The organism is Streptomyces griseoloalbus (assembly GCA_014650015.1).
GTDB classification, from domain to species: domain Bacteria; phylum Actinomycetota; class Actinomycetes; order Streptomycetales; family Streptomycetaceae; genus Streptomyces; species Streptomyces griseoloalbus.
In genome coordinates, this window is sequence record BMUD01000003.1 from 120,157 (window position 1) to 139,729 (window position 19,573).

The 19,573-nt window shown below is 69.8% G+C and carries 16 protein-coding genes; 2 read left to right on the forward strand and 14 right to left on the reverse strand.

The features are described from left to right. Positions 1-33: 33 nt before the first annotated feature. The 8 genes from alaS to IE178_RS05805 all read right to left on the reverse strand — a co-directional run bounded on the left by alaS (position 34) and on the right by IE178_RS05805 (position 9,024). Entirely contained in the window at positions 34-2,703 is a 2,670-nt protein-coding gene (alaS, locus tag IE178_RS05770; protein WP_193511533.1) for an alanine--tRNA ligase, read from the reverse strand. Then, entirely contained in the window at positions 2,703-3,074 is a 372-nt protein-coding gene (locus IE178_RS05775) for a hypothetical protein (RefSeq protein WP_184765649.1), read from the reverse strand. Before IE178_RS05775 ends, alaS begins: the two co-directional genes overlap by 1 nt. Before the next feature lie 7 nt (positions 3,075-3,081). Beyond that, entirely contained in the window at positions 3,082-3,534 is a 453-nt protein-coding gene (locus IE178_RS05780) for a DUF948 domain-containing protein (RefSeq protein WP_184765648.1), read from the reverse strand. Positions 3,535-3,778: 244 nt separating this feature from the next. After that, complete coding sequence (gene rpsD, locus IE178_RS05785) at positions 3,779-4,393, reverse strand: 30S ribosomal protein S4 (protein WP_184765647.1); 615 nt, start codon at positions 4,391-4,393, stop codon at positions 3,779-3,781. Between the two features lie 303 nt (positions 4,394-4,696). After that, a complete protein-coding gene (locus IE178_RS05790) occupies positions 4,697-6,052 on the reverse strand; it encodes a replication-associated recombination protein A (RefSeq protein WP_184765646.1) in 1,356 nt (451 codons plus the stop codon). A 44-nt stretch (positions 6,053-6,096) separates the two neighbouring features. Further along, a complete protein-coding gene (locus tag IE178_RS05795; RefSeq protein ID WP_184765645.1) occupies positions 6,097-6,765 on the reverse strand; it encodes a vitamin K epoxide reductase family protein in 669 nt (222 codons plus the stop codon). Between the two features lie 265 nt (positions 6,766-7,030). After that, complete coding sequence (hisS, locus tag IE178_RS05800; protein WP_184765644.1) at positions 7,031-8,293, reverse strand: histidine--tRNA ligase; 1,263 nt, start codon at positions 8,291-8,293, stop codon at positions 7,031-7,033. Positions 8,294-8,304: 11 nt separating this feature from the next. Further along, entirely contained in the window at positions 8,305-9,024 is a 720-nt protein-coding gene (locus tag IE178_RS05805) for an MBL fold metallo-hydrolase (RefSeq protein WP_184765643.1), read from the reverse strand. Positions 9,025-9,207: 183 nt separating this feature from the next. On the opposite strand from IE178_RS05805, the gene IE178_RS05810 reads away from it, so the two are divergent. Both IE178_RS05810 and IE178_RS05815 read left to right on the forward strand, forming a co-directional pair. After that, positions 9,208-10,029, forward strand: a complete 822-nt coding sequence (locus tag IE178_RS05810; protein WP_184765642.1) for a peptidylprolyl isomerase — start codon at positions 9,208-9,210, stop codon at positions 10,027-10,029. A 137-nt stretch (positions 10,030-10,166) separates the two neighbouring features. Beyond that, the gene (locus tag IE178_RS05815) at positions 10,167-11,396 is read left to right on the forward strand and encodes a DUF349 domain-containing protein (RefSeq protein ID WP_184765641.1); all 1,230 of its coding nucleotides are present in this window, start codon (positions 10,167-10,169) and stop codon (positions 11,394-11,396) included. 102 nt (positions 11,397-11,498) lie between these two features. On the opposite strand, the gene relA is transcribed toward IE178_RS05815, so the two are convergent. From relA to ruvB, 6 genes are all read right to left on the reverse strand, one after another. Further along, complete coding sequence (relA, locus tag IE178_RS05820; protein WP_184765640.1) at positions 11,499-14,027, reverse strand: GTP pyrophosphokinase; 2,529 nt, start codon at positions 14,025-14,027, stop codon at positions 11,499-11,501. 193 nt (positions 14,028-14,220) lie between these two features. Then, entirely contained in the window at positions 14,221-14,769 is a 549-nt protein-coding gene (locus IE178_RS05825) for an adenine phosphoribosyltransferase (protein WP_184765639.1), read from the reverse strand. Next, complete coding sequence (gene secF, locus IE178_RS05830) at positions 14,766-15,884, reverse strand: protein translocase subunit SecF (protein ID WP_193511534.1); 1,119 nt, start codon at positions 15,882-15,884, stop codon at positions 14,766-14,768. Before secF ends, IE178_RS05825 begins: the two co-directional genes overlap by 4 nt. A 3-nt stretch (positions 15,885-15,887) precedes the next feature. Further along, on the reverse strand, positions 15,888-17,690 hold the full coding sequence (gene secD, locus IE178_RS05835; protein WP_193511535.1) for a protein translocase subunit SecD: 1,803 nt from the start codon (positions 17,688-17,690) through the stop codon (positions 15,888-15,890). A gap of 132 nt (positions 17,691-17,822) precedes the next feature. Further along, positions 17,823-18,323 (reverse strand): preprotein translocase subunit YajC, encoded by a 501-nt coding sequence (yajC, locus tag IE178_RS05840; RefSeq protein ID WP_184765636.1) that lies wholly within the window; start codon positions 18,321-18,323, stop codon positions 17,823-17,825. Positions 18,324-18,488: 165 nt separating this feature from the next. After that, complete coding sequence (ruvB, locus tag IE178_RS05845) at positions 18,489-19,559, reverse strand: Holliday junction branch migration DNA helicase RuvB (RefSeq protein ID WP_193511536.1); 1,071 nt, start codon at positions 19,557-19,559, stop codon at positions 18,489-18,491. Between the last annotated feature and the right edge of the window lie 14 nt (positions 19,560-19,573).

A 19,573-nucleotide genomic window follows, 5' to 3' on the forward strand; every position in this document is an offset into this window, starting at 1 on the left:
CCGGACCGTCCACGGCTCCGTCCTCGCGCTCGTTCACTTGGCCGAGTCCGCCACGAGCCGCTCGACGGCGTCGACGGCCTCGCCGACGGCGGCCGGGTTCTGGCCACCGCCCTGGGCGACGTCCGGCTTGCCGCCACCGCCGCCACCGAGCGTCTTGGCGGCGGTACGCACCAGGTCACCGGCCTTGAGGCCGCGCTCACGGGCGGCCTCGTTGGTGGCGATGACGGTCAGCGGCTTGCCGTTGTTCACCGTGAACAGGGCGACGACGGCGGCCCGGCCGCCCTGGATGCGGCCGCGCACGTCGAGGACGAGCCTGCGCAGGTCGTCGGCGGTGGTGCCGTCCGGGACCTGCCCGGTGACGACGGCGATGCCGCGGACGTCCTTGGCGGACTCGGCGAGACCGGCGGCGGCCTGCAGCACCTTCTCGGCGCGGAACTTCTCGATCTCCTTCTCGGCGTCCTTCAGCTTGCCGAGCATGGCGGAGACCTTCTCCGGGAGCTCCTCCGAGCGGCCCTTGAGCAGCTCGGTGAGCTGGTTGACGACCGTGTGCTCGCGGGCGAGGAAGGAGTAGGCGTCCACGCCGACGAGGGCCTCGATACGGCGCACACCGGAGCCGATCGAGGACTCGCCGAGCAGCTTCACCAGGCCGAGCTGGGCGGTGTTGTGCACATGGGTGCCGCCGCACAGCTCCTTGGAGAAGTCACCGATGGTGACGACCCGGACGCGCTCGCCGTACTTCTCGCCGAACTCGGCGATGGCGCCCTGCTTCCTGGCCTCGTCGATGCCCATGACGTCGGCGCGTACGTCGAGGTCGCGGGCGAGCACCTCGTTGATCTGCTGCTCGACATCGAGCATGACCGTCTGCGGTACGGCGGACGGGGAGCCGAAGTCGAAGCGGAAGCGGCCGGGCTGGTTCTCGGAACCGGCCTGGGCGGCCGTCGGGCCGAGCGCGTCGCGCAGGGCCTGGTGGGTGAGGTGGGTGGCCGAGTGGGCGCGGGCGATGGCCTTGCGGCGGCGGCCGTCGATGGCGGCGTGGGCCTTGGCGCCGACGGTGACCTCGCCGACCTGGACGACGCCCTTGTGGACGTACACGCCCGGGACCGGCTTCTGGCAGTCCCGGACCTCGATCACGGCCCCGGAGTCCACCTTGATCCGGCCGGTGTCGCCGATCTGGCCGCCGCCCTCGGCGTAGAACGGGGTGCGGTCGAGGACGATCTCGACCTCGTCGCCCTCGGTGGCGGCCGGGGAGGAGACGCCGTCGACGAGGATGCCGACGACGGTGGACTCGCCCTCGGTGTCGGTGTAGCCGATGAAGTCGGTGGCGCCGGCCCGGTCGGCGATCTCGCGGTAGGCGCCGAGGTCGGCGTGGCCGGTCTTCTTGGACTGGGCGTCGGCCTTGGCGCGCTCCCGCTGCTCCTTCATCAGGCGGCGGAAGCCGTCCTCGTCCACGGAGAGCCCCTGCTCGGCGGCCATCTCCAGGGTGAGGTCGATCGGGAAGCCCCAGGTGTCGTGGAGCAGGAAGGCCTTGTCGCCGGGCAGCACGGTGCCACCGGCGGCCTTGGTGTCGCTGACGGCGGTGTCGAGGATGTTGGTGCCGGCCTTCAGCGTCTTGAGGAAGGCGTTCTCCTCGGCGAGGGCCACCTTCTCGATGCGCTCGCGGTCGGTGATCAGCTCGGGGTACTGCTGCCCCATCATCTCGATCACGACGTCGACCAGGTCCTTGACGACCGGACCGGTGGCGCCGAGCAGGCGCATGTTGCGGATGGCGCGGCGCATGATCCGGCGCAGCACGTAGCCGCGGCCCTCGTTGCCGGGGGTGACGCCGTCACCGATGAGCATGACGGAGGTGCGCATGTGGTCGGTGACCACACGCAGGGAGACGTCCGAGGCATGGGCGTCGCCGTAGGCCACGCCGGTCAGCTCGGTGGCCTTCTTGATGACGGCCATGGAGGTGTCGATCTCGTACATGTTCTGCACGCCCTGCAGAATCATGGCGAGCCGCTCCAGGCCGAGGCCCGTGTCGATGTTCTGGCTCGGCAGGTCACCGAGGATCGGGTAGTCCTTGCCCGGACCCTCGCCCCGCTCGTACTGCATGAAGACGAGGTTCCAGATCTCCACGTACCGCTCGTCGTTGACGGCCGGGCCGCCCTCGGCGCCGAACTCGGGACCGCGGTCGTAGTTGATCTCGGAGCAGGGGCCGCAGGGGCCGGGGACGCCCATGTCCCAGTAGTTGTCCTTCTTGCCCAGACGCTGGATGCGCTCGGACGGGACACCGACGACGTCGTGCCAGATGCGCTCGGCCTCGTCGTCGTCCTCGTAGACGGTGATCCACAGCCGCTCGGGGTCGAGGCCGTAACCGCCCTTGTCCTGGGGGCTGGTGAGCAGCTCCCAGGCGAGCTTGATGGCGCCTTCCTTGAAGTAGTCGCCGAAGGAGAAGTTGCCGCACATCTGGAAGAACGTGCCGTGCCGGGTGGTCTTGCCGACCTCTTCGATGTCCGGCGTACGCACGCACTTCTGCACGCTCGTGGCGCGGTCGAAGGGCGGCTTGACCTCACCCAGGAAGTAGGGCTTGAAGGGCACCATGCCGGCCGGGACGAGCAGCAGAGTCGGGTCGTCCGCGATGAGCGACGCCGAAGGGACGACGGTGTGCCCGCGCTCCTCGAAGAAGCTCAGCCAGCGGCGGCGGATCTCGGCCGACTCCATCAGTGGTCCTCATTCCGGTTGTACGGGTACGTCGGGTACGTCGGCTTGGGCGTCGGGCCCTCGACGTACTTGGGGCTGTTGCGGTTCTCGATGACGGCGTAGCTCCGGGGCGCGGGGAGTTGGCGGTCGACGGGGGCGGTGAGCCCGAGCGCGTCGCCCAGTTCGGCCTCCCGCTGGGCCATGTTGTCGCGGACCTCGAGCGCGAAGTCCACGGCGCGGTCCTTGAGCCGGCCGCCAGCCTCGATCGCCTTGTTCGCCGCGGTCACGGCGAGGTGCTCGGGCGTCAGCTGCTTGAGCTTGCGGTTGACCTTGGTGGTGGCCCACACGCCGGCGGCGACGCCGGTGGTGAACCAGAACGTTCGGCGGAACATCGCTGGGTCAGTCCCTCTTTCCCCGGGTCCGCTTGTCCCGCCGCGCGCCCGGGACGGTACGGCCCACGATCACGGTACGCCTCGACGCCTTGGCCGGGGCGTCTTCCTTGCGGCCGCTGACGGCCCGGCGCACGCCGTAGCCGAAGGCGGCGACCTTGACCAGGGGGCCGCCGAAGGTCGAGGCCACGGTGGTCGACAGCGCGGAGGCGTTGGAGGTGACCTCCTGGACGTCGGAGGCGATCGCGTCGACCCGTTCGATCTGGGTCTGCGCGGAACGCACCGCCGAGGAGGCATCGGCCAGCAGCGGGACGGCCTGATCGGTCACATCCGCCACGAGCTTGGTGGTCGCCCGGAGCGTCTGGGCCAGCCTCGCCAACGCGACGGCGAGGAAGGAGACCAGGATCGCCCAGAAGACGGCCACCAGGATTCCGGCCACCTCGCCACCGGACACTGTGTGCACCCGCTCCCTTGAAACGCGCCTGAACATCGAGAAAGTCGTGTGACCGAGCCTATCGCGCCGGTGACGCGACTCCGTACCGGATTACCGTCCGCGGCCGGCGCAGTCGCGTGGGGCTCCGGTGCGCAGTGCGCGAGCGCCGGCGCGGAGGGAAACGGCTCCGGTACCGGGTGAAGAAGAGCCCGCCGCCTCGCCCGCCCTGTGGGGCGGGGAGACGGCGGGCCGGGATACCGCGTGCCTGCTGGGGTCAGCGGGCGTAGTACTCGACGACGAGCTGCTCGTCGCAGATCACCGGGATCTCCTTGCGGTTCGGCTCACGGTCCAGGCGGAAGGCCAGGGACTTGAGGTTCACCTGGAGGTAGCGCGGGGTCTCACCGTCGGGGGCGAAGCCGCCTTCACGAGCGATCGTGAAGAGGGTCTTCTCCTTGCTGCGGTCACGCACCTGCACGACGTCGTCCGGGCGGACACGGAAGGAGGGCTTGTCGACCTTCTTGCCGTTGACCTGGATGTGGCCGTGGGTGACCATCTGGCGGGCCTGGTAGATCGTGCGGGCGATGCCCGAACGCAGGACCAGGGCGTCGAGACGACGCTCCAGCTCGATGATCAGGGCCTCACCGGTCTTGCCCTGGACCTTGGAGGCACGCTCGTAGGCGCGGACGAGCTGGCGCTCGGACACGTCGTACTGCGCGCGCAGACGCTGCTTCTCCAGCAGACGGACCTTGTAGTCCGAGTTCTGCTTGCGGCCACGGCCGTGCTCGCCGGGCGGGTACGGACGGGCCTCGAAGTACTTGACGGCCTTCGGGGTCAGCGCGATGCCGAGGGCACGCGACTTCTTGACCTTGGGGCGGGACTGGTTCGCCACTTCTTTTCCTTTTCCTTTTCGGCTGCCTCAGGGTTACGGGAGGTCGCATCCGCAGCCGGGGGAATTCCCGACAGGTCCACGAGGGACGTGTCAGGCAGCCGCTCCCCTGGTCTGGGCACATACGTGCAGCACACGAACGGCCCACCGACCGGTCCCGGAACTGACGGGTGGTGGTGGGCTGCCCGCGACACCTACGACGGTGCGCGACGCTCCTGGATCGAAGGATCCGGCTGGATGTCCCGCCTGAGGCGCCGACCGGAGCCGGACACGGGACGCAGCACTGCGGGAAAGTCTACAGGGCGGTCAGGACCGCTTCCGACCCAGGTGCTTCCTGGTCCACTCCACCGCGTCCGCGTACCGGGCCTCCGCGCCGTGCCGGGTGGGCTCGTAGTAGGAGCGGTCCTTCAGGGCGTCCGGCGCGTACTGCTGTTCGGCGATGCCCTCGGGCAGGTCGTGCGGGTACACGTACCCCTGCGCGTGCCCCAGTTTGGCCGCGCCCTTGTAGTGCCCGTCGCGCAGATGCGGCGGCACGGGCCCGGCCAGTCCCTTGCGTACGTCGTCCAGGGCGGCGCCGATCGCGGTGGTGGCCGCGTTGGACTTGGGGGCGAGGGCGAGGGCGATGGTGGCGTGGCTGAGGGTCAGGGCGGCCTCGGGGAAGCCGATCATGGCGACGGCCTGGGCCGCGGCGACCGCGATGGGCAGCGCGTTGGGATCGGCGAGGCCGATGTCCTCGCTGGCGGAGATCATCAGCCGGCGGGCGATGAAGCGCGGGTCCTCGCCGGCCTCGATCATGCGGGCCAGGTAGTGCAGGGCGGCGTCGACGTCGGAGCCGCGGATGGACTTGATCAGGGCGCTGGCGACGTCGTAGTGCTGGTCGCCGTCGCGGTCGTACTTCACCGCCGCCCGGTCGACCGTCTCCTCCAGGGTGACCAGGGTTATCTCCGGCTCGCCCTTGTCGAGCGCGGCCCCCGCGGCGGCCTCCAGCGCGGTCAGCGCGCGGCGGGCGTCACCGCCGGCGATGCGCAGGAAGTGGTTCTCGGTGTCCTCGGGGAGGGTGACGGCGCTCTTCAGGCCCCGCTCGTCGGTGAGCGCACGCTTCAGCAGGTCCCGGATGTCGTCGTCGGTGAGCGGCTCGAGGGTGAGCAGGAGGGACCGGGAGAGCAGGGGGGAGATGATCGAGAAGTACGGGTTCTCGGTGGTCGCGGCGATCAGGGTGACCCAGCGGTTCTCCACGGCCGGGAGCAGGGAGTCCTGCTGGGCCTTGCTGAAGCGGTGGATCTCGTCGAGGAAGAGGACGGTCTCCTGGCCGTACCCGCCGGAGGCGCGGCGGGCGCCGTCGATGACCGCGCGGACCTCCTTGACGCCCGCGGTGATCGCCGACAGTTCGACGAAACGCTTGTTGGTGGCCTTGGAGACGACATAGGCCAGGGTCGTCTTGCCGGTGCCGGGCGGCCCCCACAGGATCACCGAGGAGGGGCCCGCGGGGCCCGAGGCTCCCTCGCCGACCAGTCTGCGCAGGGGGGAGCCGGGCTTCAGCAGATGCTGCTGGCCCACCACCTCGTCGAGGGTGCGCGGGCGCATCCGGACCGCCAGGGGGCTGCCGGTCGGGTCCTTCTCCTGGCGTTCTTCTGCTGCGGCGGTGAACAGGTCGGGCTCCACGCTGAAACCCTAAGGCACCGCACCGACAGTCCGTCGCGGGGCGATCAGCCGGTCCAGAAGTCCCACCAGCGGGTCAGGATCAGCATGCCGATGATGCCGATGTGCAGGACCGGCAGGACCCAGGTGAACTCGCCGAAGAAGCTCTTCAGCCAGCCCGGGGCGGGCAGGAAGCCCTGACGGACGTTGAACGACGTCACGTACCAGAACATGATGATCGTGGCGACCCAGGCCAGGCAGCACCACAGGCACAGGGCGTTGATCCGGTAGAGGGACTGGACCATCAGCCAGGCGCAGAAGACGACGCCGAAGAGCGTGCCCGCGTTGAAGGTGAGCCAGTACCAGCGCGGGAAGCGGGCCCGGGCGAGCAGGCTCATGCCGACGCAGACGACGATGCCGTAGGTGACGAGGCCGAGCATCGGGTTGGGGAAGCCGAAGACGGAGGCCTGGTCGCTCTCCATCACGCTGCCGCAGGAGACGACGGGGTTGAGGCTGCACCCGGGGACGAACGTCTCGCCCTTGACCTTGGCCTCGAGCAGCTTGAACTTGTCCAGCGTGATCACCCAGGCGGCGAGCACACCGGCCGCGCCGGTGATCACCAGGAGCAGGGCGAACGCCCGGCTCGCGCCCTCGGTGCGCGGCGCGGGGGCGGTGCGTTCCGGCGAGGGCGAGGGTTCGGGCTGCATGTCGACGTCCCTGACTGTCGTCTTGCTCATCACGCCGATTCCGTCACTGGAGGAGTGTGGACCTGCTTCGGGCAGGGGCCATTGTGCCGTACGGGGCTGTGCATGCGCCGTTGTGCGGGCATAAGGACATACCGGCGTTCGCCCGTGGGCGTTCGGTTTCGGCCGACGCCTGGGGGACGGCCGCACATACGCTCCCCCGGGTTCATCCGGCCGGGGGAGCCGCGTTCGCACGTTGACGCGCGAAGGCGCCGGTGCCCTCCGTGGGCATCCGGCGCCTCGATGGTCGCGGGAGGGATCAGCCGAGCCGTGACTCCAGCTCCGCCACGATCTCGTTGATGCCGACCGCCGTCTGCTCGCCGGACTCCATCTCCTTGAGCTGGACGACGCCCTCGGCGAGGTCGCGCTCGCCCAGCACCAGGGCGTAGCGGGCGCCCGAGCGGTTGGCGGCCTTCATCGCGGCCTTCAATCCCTTGTCGCCGTACGAGAAGTCGGCGGCCACGCCGTTCTTGCGCAGCTCGGTGACCTTCGCGAACAGCACCCGGCGGGCCTCCTCACCGAGCGGCACCGCGAACACGCTGGTGGTGGCGGGGAGTCCGAGCTCGACGCCCTCCGCTTCCAGGGCCAGCACCGTGCGGTCGACGCCGAGGGCCCAGCCGACGGACGGCAGCGCGGGGCCGCCGATCATCTCGGACAGGCCGTCGTAGCGGCCGCCGCCGCCCACGGCGGACTGGGAGCCGAGACCGTCGTGGACGAACTCGAAGGTGGTGCGCGTGTAGTAGTCCAGGCCGCGCACCAGCTTGGGGTCGTCCTCGAAGGCCACGCCCGCAGCCGAGATCAGCTCACGGACCTCCTCGTGGTAGGCCTTGCAGGCGTCGCAGAGGTAGTCCCGCAGAAGCGGCGCGCCGGTCAGCTGCTTCTGTACCGATTCCCGCTTGTCGTCCAGGACGCGCAGCGGGTTGATCTCCGCGCGGCGCAGGGTGTCCTCGTCCAGGTCCAGGCCGCGCAGGAAGTCCTGCAGGGCGTCCCGGTACACGGGGCGGCACTCCTTGTCGCCCAGGCTGTTGAGCAGGATGCGGAAGTCGCTCAGGCCCAGCGAGCGGTACGCCTGGTCGGCCAGGATGATCAGCTCGGCGTCCAGGGCCGGGTCCTCCGCGCCGATCGCCTCGGCGCCGACCTGGGAGAAGTGGCGGTAGCGGCCCTTCTGGGGGCGCTCGTAGCGGTAGTACGAGCCGGAGTACCAGAGCTTGACCGGGAGGTTGCCGGCCTTGTGCAGGTTGGCCTCCAGGGCGGCGCGCAGCACGGAGGCCGTGCCCTCGGGGCGCAGGGCGAGCCGGTCGCCGCCCTTGGTCTCGAAGGCGTACATCTCCTTGGTCACGATGTCGGTGGACTCGCCGACACCGCGTGCGAACAGCTCGACGCTCTCGAAGCCGGGCGTCTCGATGTAGCCGTAGCCGGAGTTGCGCAGCGGGGCGGCGATCGCCTCACGGACGGCGAGGTACTTGGCGCTGTCGGGCGGGATCAGGTCGTACGTGCCCTTGGGGGCCTTGAAGGTGCTCACGAAGTCTCTCGTCACATTCCTCGTCGGGGAGCGTCCACATCCGCGCCGGGATCCCGGCGGCTTGCCGCCACCTGCCGCAGATACGGGTTGGTGGCACGCTCCTGGCCGATGGTCGTCTGGGGGCCGTGGCCGGACAGCACCACGGTCGAGTCGTCGAGCGGCAGGCACACGCGGGCCAGCGAGTCGAGCATCTCGGCCATGTCACCGCCGGGCAGGTCGGTGCGTCCGATGGAGCCGGCGAACAGCAGGTCGCCCGAGAAGAAGACCGGCGGGATGTCCGCCGCCTCGGGCAGGCCGAAGGTCACCGACCCCCTGGTATGGCCCGGCGCGTGCGCGACCGTCAGCTCCAGACCCGCCAGTTCCAGCCGTGTGCCGTCGGTCAGTTCGTGAACGTCGTCCGGCTCCCCCACGGTCAGCTCGCCCATCAGGGGCATCCCGATGGAGCGGCCCAGCGCCTTCTCGGGGTCGCTCATCATGTAGCGGTCCTCGGGGTGGATCCAGGCCGGTACGCCGTGCGCTCCGCACACCGGGACGACCGAGGCGACGTGGTCAATGTGGCCGTGGGTGAGGACGACGGCGACGGGCTTGAGCCGGTGCTTCCTGACCGCCTCCTCGACTCCGGGGGCGGCCTGGTGGCCGGGGTCGATGATCACGCACTCCTCACCGGCGGCGGGGGCGACGAGATAACAGTTCGTCCCCCAGGCCCCGGCGGGGAACCCGGCAATGAGCACGATCGTCCTTCGTTGTGTCGATACGGGAGGCTTGCGACGGGGCTGCGCCCGTGGTCAGAGCCTACCGGCGCTGCCGATTCCTCAGCGAACCCATATACGGTACGGGGCACACGCAGGCGGTCGGCTCACCGCACGCACGCACGCGTACCGGCCGGCACACGAGACGCATGAGGAGACAACCCGGTGGTCAGCCAGGAACAGCGGCGGCGTCAGCTCGCCCGGGAGAAGTTCTTGCGGCAGCAGCAGCGGCGCACCGAAACGCGGCGCAAGTCGCGGATCCGCAACTCGGTGATCGCGTCCGTGCTCGGTGTGGTCCTCGTGGGCAGCCTCGCGCTGTACACGACCGGGACGCTGAAGCAGGACGACGACAAGACCAACGCGAACGCGGAGGTCACGCCGAGCGCCTCGGCGCCGAGCAAGGCGCCCGACCCGTGCGACAAGCCCGCCGAGGGCAAGGTCAAGTCGGAGACCTGGAAGAAGGAGCCGGCGATGTCCATCGACAAGTCGGCGAAGTACACCCTGGAGCTCGACACGACCTGTGGCGCGATAGACGTGGCGCTGAAGGCGTCGGCGGCACCGCACACCGTCAACTCCTTCGACTTCCTCGCGAAGAAGGGCTACTTCGACCACAGCAAGTGCCACCGGCTCACCACGAACGGCATCTACGTGCTGCAGTGCGGTGACCCGACGGGCACCGGCACCGGAGGTCCCGGCTACACGATCCCGGACGAGAACCTGAAGGACAAAAGCCTGAAGGACAACATCTACCCGGCGGGCACGGTCGCCATGGCCAACACCGGGCAGAAGGACAGTGGCGGCAGCCAGTTCTTCCTGGTCTACCAGGACAGCCAGCTTCCGCCCAGCTACACACCGTTCGGCACCATCTCGGAGGCCGGCATGAAGGTGCTGAAGAAGATCGCCGGTGCCGGGGAGAGCACCGGAGCGGGCGACGGAGCACCCAACGCGACGGTCGTGATCGACAAGGCGGCCGTCTCCAAATCCTGACCCCCAACTGCGGAAGTTCGGTCGCGCGGGATGCGGACAGGCATCCCGTCGGTCGCCTATGTTGGCCGTGACGAAACTGTGGACGATGCCCGGGGGAGCTTCGAGGCCCCTCGACGGCATCATGTGGAGGAGGCGCTGTGAGCAGCGACCCGTGGGGCCGCGTCGACGAGACGGGGACCGTGTACGTGCGTACGGCCGACGGCGAGCAGGTCGTCGGTTCCTGGCAGGCCGGCTCTCCCGATGAGGCGCTGGCCTACTTCGAGCGCAAGTACGAGGGCCTGGTTGTCGAGATCGGCCTCCTCGAGAAGCGAGTGAAGACCACCGACCTGTCGTCCAAGGACGCGCAGACCGCGATCGGGCACCTGCGTGAGCAGATCGACGCCCATCACGCGGTCGGTGACCTGGACGCCCTCAGGAAGCGGCTGGACAAGCTCGTGGAGTTGGTGGAGGCGCGTCGCGAGGAGCGCAAGGCGCAGCGGGCCAAGCAGTCCGACGAGGCGCGCCACGCCAAGGAGGCGCTGGTCGTCGAGGCGGAGGAGCTGGCGCAGTCCGACCAGTGGCGGGCTGCCGGTGAGCGGCTGCGGTCCCTGGTGGACACCTGGAAGGGCCTGCCGCGCCTGGACCGCAAGTCCGACGACGAGCTGTGGCACCGGTTCTCGCACGCGCGCTCGGCGTTCTCCAAGCGGCGCAAGCAGCACTTCGCGCAGTTGGACGCGCAGCGCGAGGAGGCCCGCCGGACCAAGGAACGGCTGGTCGCCGAGGCCGAGTCGCTGTCGGGCTCGACGGACTGGGGGCCGACGGCCGCCCGCTACCGCGAGCTGATGTCGGAGTGGAAGGCCGCGGGCCGCGCGCAGCGCGAGCACGAGGACGACCTGTGGAACCGCTTCCGCGGCGCCCAGGACGTCTTCTTCGCCGCCCGCAGCTCGGTCTTCGCCGAGCGGGACGCGGAGCAGGCCGAGAACCTCAAGCTCAAGGAGGAGCTGGCCGGGGAGGCCGAAAAGCTCCTGCCGGTCACGGATCTGAAGGCCGCGCGGGCGGCGTTCCGCGCGATCAACGAGCGCTGGGAGGCCATCGGCCATGTGCCGCGGGACGCCCGCCCGAAGGTCGAGGGCCGGATGCACACCGTGGAGCGGGCCCTGCAGGAGGCCGAGGAGGCCGAGTGGCGCCGGACGAACCCGGAGGCACGCGCGCGTGCCGCGGGTCTGACCGGCCAGCTCCAGGCCGCCGTGGACAAGCTGAAGGGCCAGATCGAGCAGGCTCGGGCGCAGGGCAACACCGCCAAGGCGGAGAAGCTCGGGCGGGAGCTGGAGGGCCGCCAGGCCCTGCTGGACCAGGCGCTGAAGGGTCTGCAGGAGTTCGGCGGCTGAGGTCGGCTCGAAGGTGAAAAAGCGGGGCTCCCGTACCTCGGTACGGGAGCCCCGCTTTCGTGTGTCCCGCTTTCGTGTGTCCTGCGCGCGGGTCGGTGTGTCCTACGTGCGGTTGCGGGCCGACGTCACGCGGTAGACGTCGTAGACGCCCTCCACGCCCCGTACGGCCTTCAGGACGTGCCCGAGATGCTTGGGGTCGCCCATCTCGAAAGTGAAGCGGGAGGTGGCGACTCGGTCGCGGGAGGTCTGGACGGCCGCGGAGAGGATGTTGACGTGCTGGTCGGACAGCACGCGCGTGACGTCCGACAGCAGCCGGGAGCGGTCCAGGGCCTCGACCTGGATGGCGACCAGGAACACCGACGACTGGGTGGGCGCCCACTCGACCTCGAGGATCCGCTCGGGCTCGCGGGACAGCGAGTCGACGTTGACGCAGTCACTGCGGTGCACCGACACGCCACTGCCCCGGGTCACGAAGCCGATGATCGGGTCACCGGGCACCGGCGTACAGCAGCGGGCCAGCTTGACCCACACGTCCTCGACACCCTTGACGATGACGCCCGGATCGGAACTGGAGCGGCGCTTGCGGCTGCGGCCGCGGGCCGGCGGGACCGTCTCGTCGATCTCCTCACTGGCCGCCTCCTCGCCGCCGAGCGCCTGGACCAGCTTCTGCACGATGTTCTGCGCGGAGACATGGCCCTCGCCGATCGCCGCGTACAGCGCGGAGATGTCCGAGTAGCGCATCTCGTGCGCCAGTGTGACCAGCGAGTCGCCGGTGAGGATGCGCTGGATCGGCAGGTTCTGCTTGCGCATCGCGCGGACGATGGCGTCCTTGCCCTGCTCGATCGCCTCGTCGCGGCGCTCCTTGGAGAACCAGGCGCGGATCTTGTTGCGGGCGCGCGGGGACTTGACGAACCCGAGCCAGTCGCGGGAGGGGCCGGCGCCGGCGGCCTTGGAGGTGAAGACCTCCACCAGATCGCCGTTGTCGAGGGTGGATTCGAGCGGTACGAGACGGCCGTTGACCCGCGCCCCTATGGTGCGGTGGCCGACCTCGGTGTGGACCGCGTACGCGAAGTCGACCGGGGTGGCACCCGCCGGGAGCGCTATGACGTCGCCCTTGGGTGTGAAGACGAAGACCTCGTTGCGGGAGAGGTCGAAGCGCAGCGACTCGAGGAACTCGCCGGGGTCCTCGGTCTCCTTCTGCCAGTCCAGGAGCTGCCGCAGCCACGCCATGTCGTTGATGGCGTCCTTGTCCTTGCCGGACGAGCGGGGGGCGTCGGTGCGGACCTTGGAGGCGCCGGCGACGGCCTCCTGCTTGTACTTCCAGTGCGCGGCGATGCCGTACTCGGCGCGACGGTGCATGTCGAAGGTGCGGATCTGCAGCTCGACGGGCTTGCCGCCGGGGCCGATGACCGTGGTGTGCAGCGACTGGTACATGTTGAACTTGGGCATCGCGATGTAGTCCTTGAACCGGCCGGGGACCGGGTTCCATCGCGCGTGCACCGTGCCGAGGGCCGCGTAGCAGTCGCGGACGGTGTCCACGAGGACGCGGATGCCCACCAGGTCGTAGATCTCCGCGAAGTCACGGCCGCGGACGATCATCTTCTGGTAGACGCTGTAGTAGTGCTTCGGGCGGCCGGTGACGGTCGCCTTGATGCGGGCCGCGCGCAGGTCCTGCTGGACCTCGTCGGTCACGATCGCGAGGTACTCGTCGCGCTTGGGGGCTCGCTCGGCGACCAGGCGGACGATCTCGTCGTACATCTTGGGGTAGAGGATCGCGAAGGCGAGGTCCTCCAGCTCCCACTTGATGGTGTTCATGCCCAGGCGGTGGGCGAGCGGCGCGTAGATCTCCAGGGTCTCGCGCGCCTTCTTCTCCTGCTTCTCGCGCTTGAGGTAGCGCATGGTGCGCATGTTGTGCAGGCGGTCTGCGAGCTTGATGACCAGGACCCGGGGGTCCTTGGCCATGGCGACGACCATCTTGCGCACGGTCTCGGCCTGCGCGGCCTCACCGAACTTGACCTTGTCCAGTTTGGTGACACCGTCGACGAGGAGGGCGACGGTGTCGCCGAAGTCGCGGCGGAGCTGCTCCAGGCCGTACTCGGTGTCCTCCACCGTGTCGTGCAGCAGTCCGGCCATCAGGGTCGCCGGGTCCATGCCGAGCTCGGCCAGGATGGTGGTGACGGCGAGCGGATGCGTGATGTACGGGTCGCCGCTCTTGCGCTTCTGGCCGCGGTGCCAGCGCTCTGCGACCTGGTAGGCGCTCTCGATCTGGCGGAGCGTGGCGTTCTCGATCTTGGGGTCGTTGCTGCGCACGATCCGCAGCAGCGGCTCCAGCACCGGGTTGTACGGGTTCGCGCGCTGCACGCCGAGCCGGGCGAGGCGGGCACGGACACGGTTGGAGGAGCCGGAGCGGGCGGGCTGTCCGGTGTTCGGGCGGACCGCGGGTGCGGAGCGCTCGGGCGGGGGCGGCTTGGGGCGCGGCTGCTCGGGCTTGTCGACGGGGGCGGCCTGGGCATGCTGGACCGGCCCGCGGGTGTCGTTCGTCGCCTGGGGCGCGCTCGGCGCGGGCTTCGCCGCGGCCGCCGAGGCGGACTCGGGCTTGGCGGCGGTCAGGTGCTGGGCCTCGTCTGGCAAGAGGACTCCTCGTGCGCGATCCGGGTCCCCCGGTCAGGCTCCGGAAACCCCATGGTAGCCATGCAACGCCGGCGGATCGCCCGCGGAGCTGTGTGAAGACCGTCTACCCCGGAAACGCACGAGGCGGACGCCGGATTCCTCCGGGTCCGCCTGCGTGGGGTGGTCAGGGGCTGTGTGTCTGTGCCGTCGCCGGTCAGACCGTGAGCAGCGCCTCCAGCGGAGCGCCGGCCAGGGCCGGTTCCAGACGGGCGCGGCCCCCGAGGAAACCGAGCTCCATCAGCACGGCGAGGCCCGCGACCTCGGCGCCCGCCCTGCGGATCAGCTGGACCGACGCCTCGGCAGTGCCTCCGGTGGCAAGGACGTCATCGACCACCAGGACGCGATCGTCCGCCGAGATGTCCTCCGCGTGGACCTCGATCTCGGCGGAGCCGTACTCCAGGTCGTACGCCTGGCTGAGGGTGGCTCCGGGGAGCTTGCCCGCCTTGCGTACGGGGATGAAGCCGAGGCCCGCGCGGACGGCGACCGGGGCGCCGAGGATGAAGCCCCGGGCCTCCAGGCCGACGACCTTGGTGGCGCCCGTGCTCCGGGCGATGCCGGCCAGGGCGTCGCTGAGCGCGGCGAACGCCGCGGGGTCCGCCAGGAGCGGGGTGATGTCCTTGAACATCACGCCCGGCTCGGGGTAGTCCGCCACGTCCCGGATGCGGCTGAGCAGCAGGGTCGAGAGGTCGGCGATTTCCGTCATCGGCGCTTCCCGGAGGGACGGCCGCGGCCTCGGCCGCGGGAGGACGGCTGGTTGCGCGGGCCGACGACCGCGGGTGCGGCGTCCTCGGGCTCGTCGCCGTAGTCCTCGTCGGAGACCGCGCTGTCCTCGGACTCGCCCGTGGCCGCCTCCTGGGCCCGCTTGGCCAGGATGCGCTTCTTCAGTGACTTCATCGCCGGCTCGCGCTCCTTGAGGTCGGCGACGAGCGGGGTGGCGATGAAGATCGAGGAGTACGCACCGGCGGCGAGGCCGACGAACAGGGACAGCGAGATGTCGTTCAGCATGCCGGCGCCGAGGACACCGCCACCGATGAACAGCAGGCCCCCCACGGGCAGCAGCGCGACCACCGTGGTGTTGACGGAGCGGACCAGGGTGCTGTTGATGGAGCGGTTGGCGATCTCGCTGTAGGTCCAGCGGGTCTGTTTGGTGATGTCCCTGGTCTGTTCCTTGAGGCTGTCGAAGACCACGACCGTGTCGTAGAGCGAGTAGCCGAGGATGGTCAGCAGACCGATCACCGTGCCCGGTGTGACCTCGAAGCCGACGAGGGCGTAGATGCCGACCGTGATGGTGATGTCGTGGATCAGCGCGACGAACGCGGCGAGCGCCATGCGCCACTCGAAGGCGATCGCCAGATAGAGCACGACCAGGATGAGGAAGATGCCGAGGCCCTGCCAGGCCTTGTTGGCGATCTGCTCACCCCAGCTGGGACCGACCAGTTCCGCGTTGATCTGCTCGGCGTCGACCTTGAGGTCCTCGGCGAGCGTGTCCTTGATCTTGTCCGACGTGTTGGTGTCGATGCCCGCGACCTGGATGCGCATGCTGCCGTCGCCGAGCTTTTGGACGATGGCGTCGTGGCCGGAGGCGTCCTCCGCGTACCCCTCGGCCGTGGCGACCGAGACGCTCATGTTCTTCGGGGTGGTGAAGACCGCTCCGCCCTGGAACTCGATGCCCATGTGGAGGCCGCGCACCGTCAGGCCGAGGATGGCCGTGATGGTGATCAGGATGGAGATGCCGTACCAGATCTTGCGGTTCTTGACGAAGTCGTAGCCGACCTCGCCGTGGTGCAGTCGGGCGCCGAGGTTGCCGAGCTTCGACATCTCTCACGCCTCCTTCGGGTCGACGGGGCCGGCGGCCGGGCGGACGGGACGGCGGGTGCGGCGCAGCGGCGGCTTGGCGCCCAGGGCCTTCGGGTCGAGACCGGACCACTTGTGGCCGCTCGCGAAGAACTTCCGTCGGGCCATCAGCGTCAGCAGCGGCTTGGTGAAGAGGAACACCACCACGACGTCGAGCACGGTGGTCAGGCCCAGCGTGAACGCGAAGCCCTGGACCTTGCCGACGGTGACGATGAAGAGCACGGCGGCGGCGAGGAACGACACGAAGTCCGAGACGAGGATGGTGCGCCGGGCCCGCGGCCAGGCCCGCTCCACGGCGGGACGCAGGGTGCGGCCCTCGCGGATCTCGTCCCGGACCCGTTCGAAGTACACGATGAACGAGTCCGCCGTGATACCGATCGCGACGATGGCACCGCACACGGCCGGCAGGTTCAGCGCGAAATTGATGGTCGGGCCGAGCAGCGACATGATCACGTAGGTGAGAGCCGCGGAGACCAGCAGCGACAGGACCGCGATGAAGGACAGGCCGCGGTAGTAGACCAGCAGGTAGAGGACGACCAGCGCGAGGCCGATGGCACCGGCGATCAGGCCGGCCTTCAGCTGCTCACCACCGAGGGCGGCGGTGACGGTGGTGACGCTGTCCTCGCGGAAGGTCAGCGGCAGGGCACCGTAGGACAGCATGTTCGACAGGTCCTGCGCGGACTGCTGGTTGAAGTTGCCGGAGATCTCGGCGTTGCCGCCGGTCAGCGCCTGGCTGACGTACGGGTCGGAGACGACCTCGCCGTCCAGGACGATGGCGAACTGGTTCTGCGGGGACTGCTTCTGGGCGAGCTGGCCGGTGATGTCCGCGAACTTCTTGGCGCCCTTGTCCGTGAAGTCCATGGTGACGGTCCAGCCGGCACCGGTCTGCGTGTTCAGGACGGCCTGGGCATCGTCGACGTCCGTGCCGTCGACCGCCGCCGGGCCGAGGATGTACTTCTGCCACTGGCCCTGGGAGTTCTGGCCGCAGGCCACGGTCGACTCGGTGGACTTGGCACCGTCACCGGCCGTGGCGCGGACGCTCTCCTTGGTGCAGTCGAGCGCGGCGTACTGGGCCTGCAGCTTGTTCTCCGCGTCGCCGGAGGTGCCGCCGGTCGCGGAGGGGGAGGGGCTGGCCTTGTCGCCGGCGGCACCGCTCGCGGAGGCGGACGGCGTCTCGTCGGCCTTCAGGGCGTCGGTGACCGCGCGGCCCTGGGTGGTGGCGCTCGACGACGGGCTGCCGGAGGCGGACGGGGACGAGCCGTCGGTGGCCTTCTCCGTGGCCGTGTCGGTCGCCTTGTCCTTGCCGGAGTCCTGCTCCGAGCCCTCGCTGGTCGCGCTGGGCGTGGGAGCGGCGCCGCCGCCGGCGAGCTCGGTGGCGACGACGGGACGGAAGTAGAGCTTCGCGGTGGTGCCGACCTGTTCCCGGGCCTGCTTGGAGTTCGTGCCCTTGGGAATGTTGACGATGATGTTGCGGGTGCCCTGCGTCTGGACCTCCGCCTCGGAGACACCGAGACCGTTGACACGGCGCTCCATGATGGAGACCGCCGTGTCCATGTTGGTCTTGTTGATCGCGGACTCCTGGCCCGCCTCCGGGACCGCCGCCAGCGTGATGCTCGTACCACCGGCCAGATCGATACCGAGACGCGGAGTGGTGTGCCCGGATGCGAACATGCCCCCCGTGAGCGCCACGATGGCGATCAGGATCAGGGCCAGCGAGCGCCACGGCTTGCTCTGGGCGCCCGCGTTCCCGCCCTTTTTAGGTGCTGCCACCTTCTCGTACTCCCTCTCGGGCCGCCTCGCCCCGGGTCAAGGAGCGGGCGGCCATGACATGGTGTCGGGATTCCGTGCGAGCTGGGCATGTCCCGGGGTGCGCGGGCCGCACCCGCGCACCCCGGGACACGACTACTTCGCCTCGGAGTCGCCGTCGGACTTCTTCGACTGTGCGTCCGCCCTGGCCTGGTCGGTGGTGTCGGCGTCGGCCGGCTCGTCGGCCGCGTCCTTCTTGCCGAGGTCGACAGGCGTGTCGTCGGAGGCGGCGGCAGCGTCGGAGGAGTCGTCGGTCTCGGTGAGGGAAGAGGCGTCGTCGGGGACGATGTCGGCGTCGGACTTCAGGTCGTGCTCGATGCCGTGGACGATGCGGTTGTACTCCTCGTCGGTCAGGACGGCACCGATCGAGTTCTTGGCGAACAGCAGCTCCACACCCGGGCCGGCGTCGAGGAGGACCGTGTCCTCGCTGACCTCCTTGACCGTGGCGTACATGCCCCCGATGGTGCGGACTCCGGAACCGGGCTGCATCTGGTTCCGCATGTCGATGGCCTGCTGCTGCTTCTTCTTGGCCGACCGGGTCATCAGGAACATGGCCCCGATGAGCACAATGAACGGGAGGAGGGTCAGGAGACTCACGGGTCGGAACTTCCTTCACACGACCGCGATGGTGAACGGCCTGATGGTTGGGGGTATGCGATGCCGCCGACAACGGTGGCATCGGCGGAGTCTAAGCGAGTCCGCGCGCAGGGAACAACGCTCAGCATGGCACCGACGTTCCTGCCTGGGCCATCGTGCTCGCCGTCACGCCCCGAACAGGTCCCCTTGTCCGTTTCCGGCGGCCTGTGCGCGGGGCGGCGTCAGGCCGATATGGGCCCATGCCGCCGGGGTGGCGACCCGCCCGCGCGGGGTGCGGGCGAGCAGGCCCTCCCGTACCAGGAAGGGTTCCGCCACCTCTTCCACGGTCTCACGCTCCTCCCCCACCGCGACGGCGAGCGTGGACAGACCGACCGGTCCGCCGCCGAACAGCTTGAGCAGCGCCTCGAGCACGGCCCGGTCCAGCCGGTCCAGGCCGCGGGCGTCGACCTCGTAGACCGCGAGGGCCGCGGCGGCGATGTCCCTGGTGATCAGGCCGTCCGCCTTGACCTGCGCATAGTCGCGGACACGGCGCAGGAGGCGGTTGGCGATGCGGGGGGTGCCGCGGGAACGGCCGGCGATCTCGGCGGCGCCCGCCGGGTCGATCTCCACGTCGAGCAGGCTCGCCGAACGGTGGACGACCCGCTCCAGCTCGCCCGGCTCGTAGAACTCCATGTGCGCGGTGAAGCCGAAGCGGTCGCGCAGCGGGGGCGGCAGCAGGCCGGCCCGGGTGGTGGCCCCGACCAGGGTGAAGGGGGGCAGTTCGAGGGGGATGGCGGTGGCGCCGGGGCCCTTGCCGACGATCACGTCGACGCGGAAGTCCTCCATCGCCATGTAGAGCATCTCCTCGGCGGGCCGGGACATGCGGTGGATCTCGTCGAGGAAGAGGACCTCGCCCTCCTGGAGGGAGGAGAGGATCGCCGCGAGATCGCCGGCGTGCTGGATCGCCGGGCCCGAGGTGATGCGGATGGGGGCTTCCATCTCGGCCGCGATGATCATCGAGAGGGTGGTCTTGCCGAGGCCGGGGGCACCGGAGAGCAGTACGTGATCGGCGGTGGCCCCGCGCGCCCGGGCGGCGCGCAGCACCAGGTCGAGCTGCTCGCGGACCTTCTCCTGGCCGATGAACTCGCCCAGGTCCTTGGGGCGCAGGGCGGCCTCCACGGCCTGGTCCTCGCGGTCGGCGACAGGGCCCACCAGCCGCTCGTCGGCGGCGGCGTCGGTCGTGTCGTCCCAGTTCATGTGCGTATGCCTCA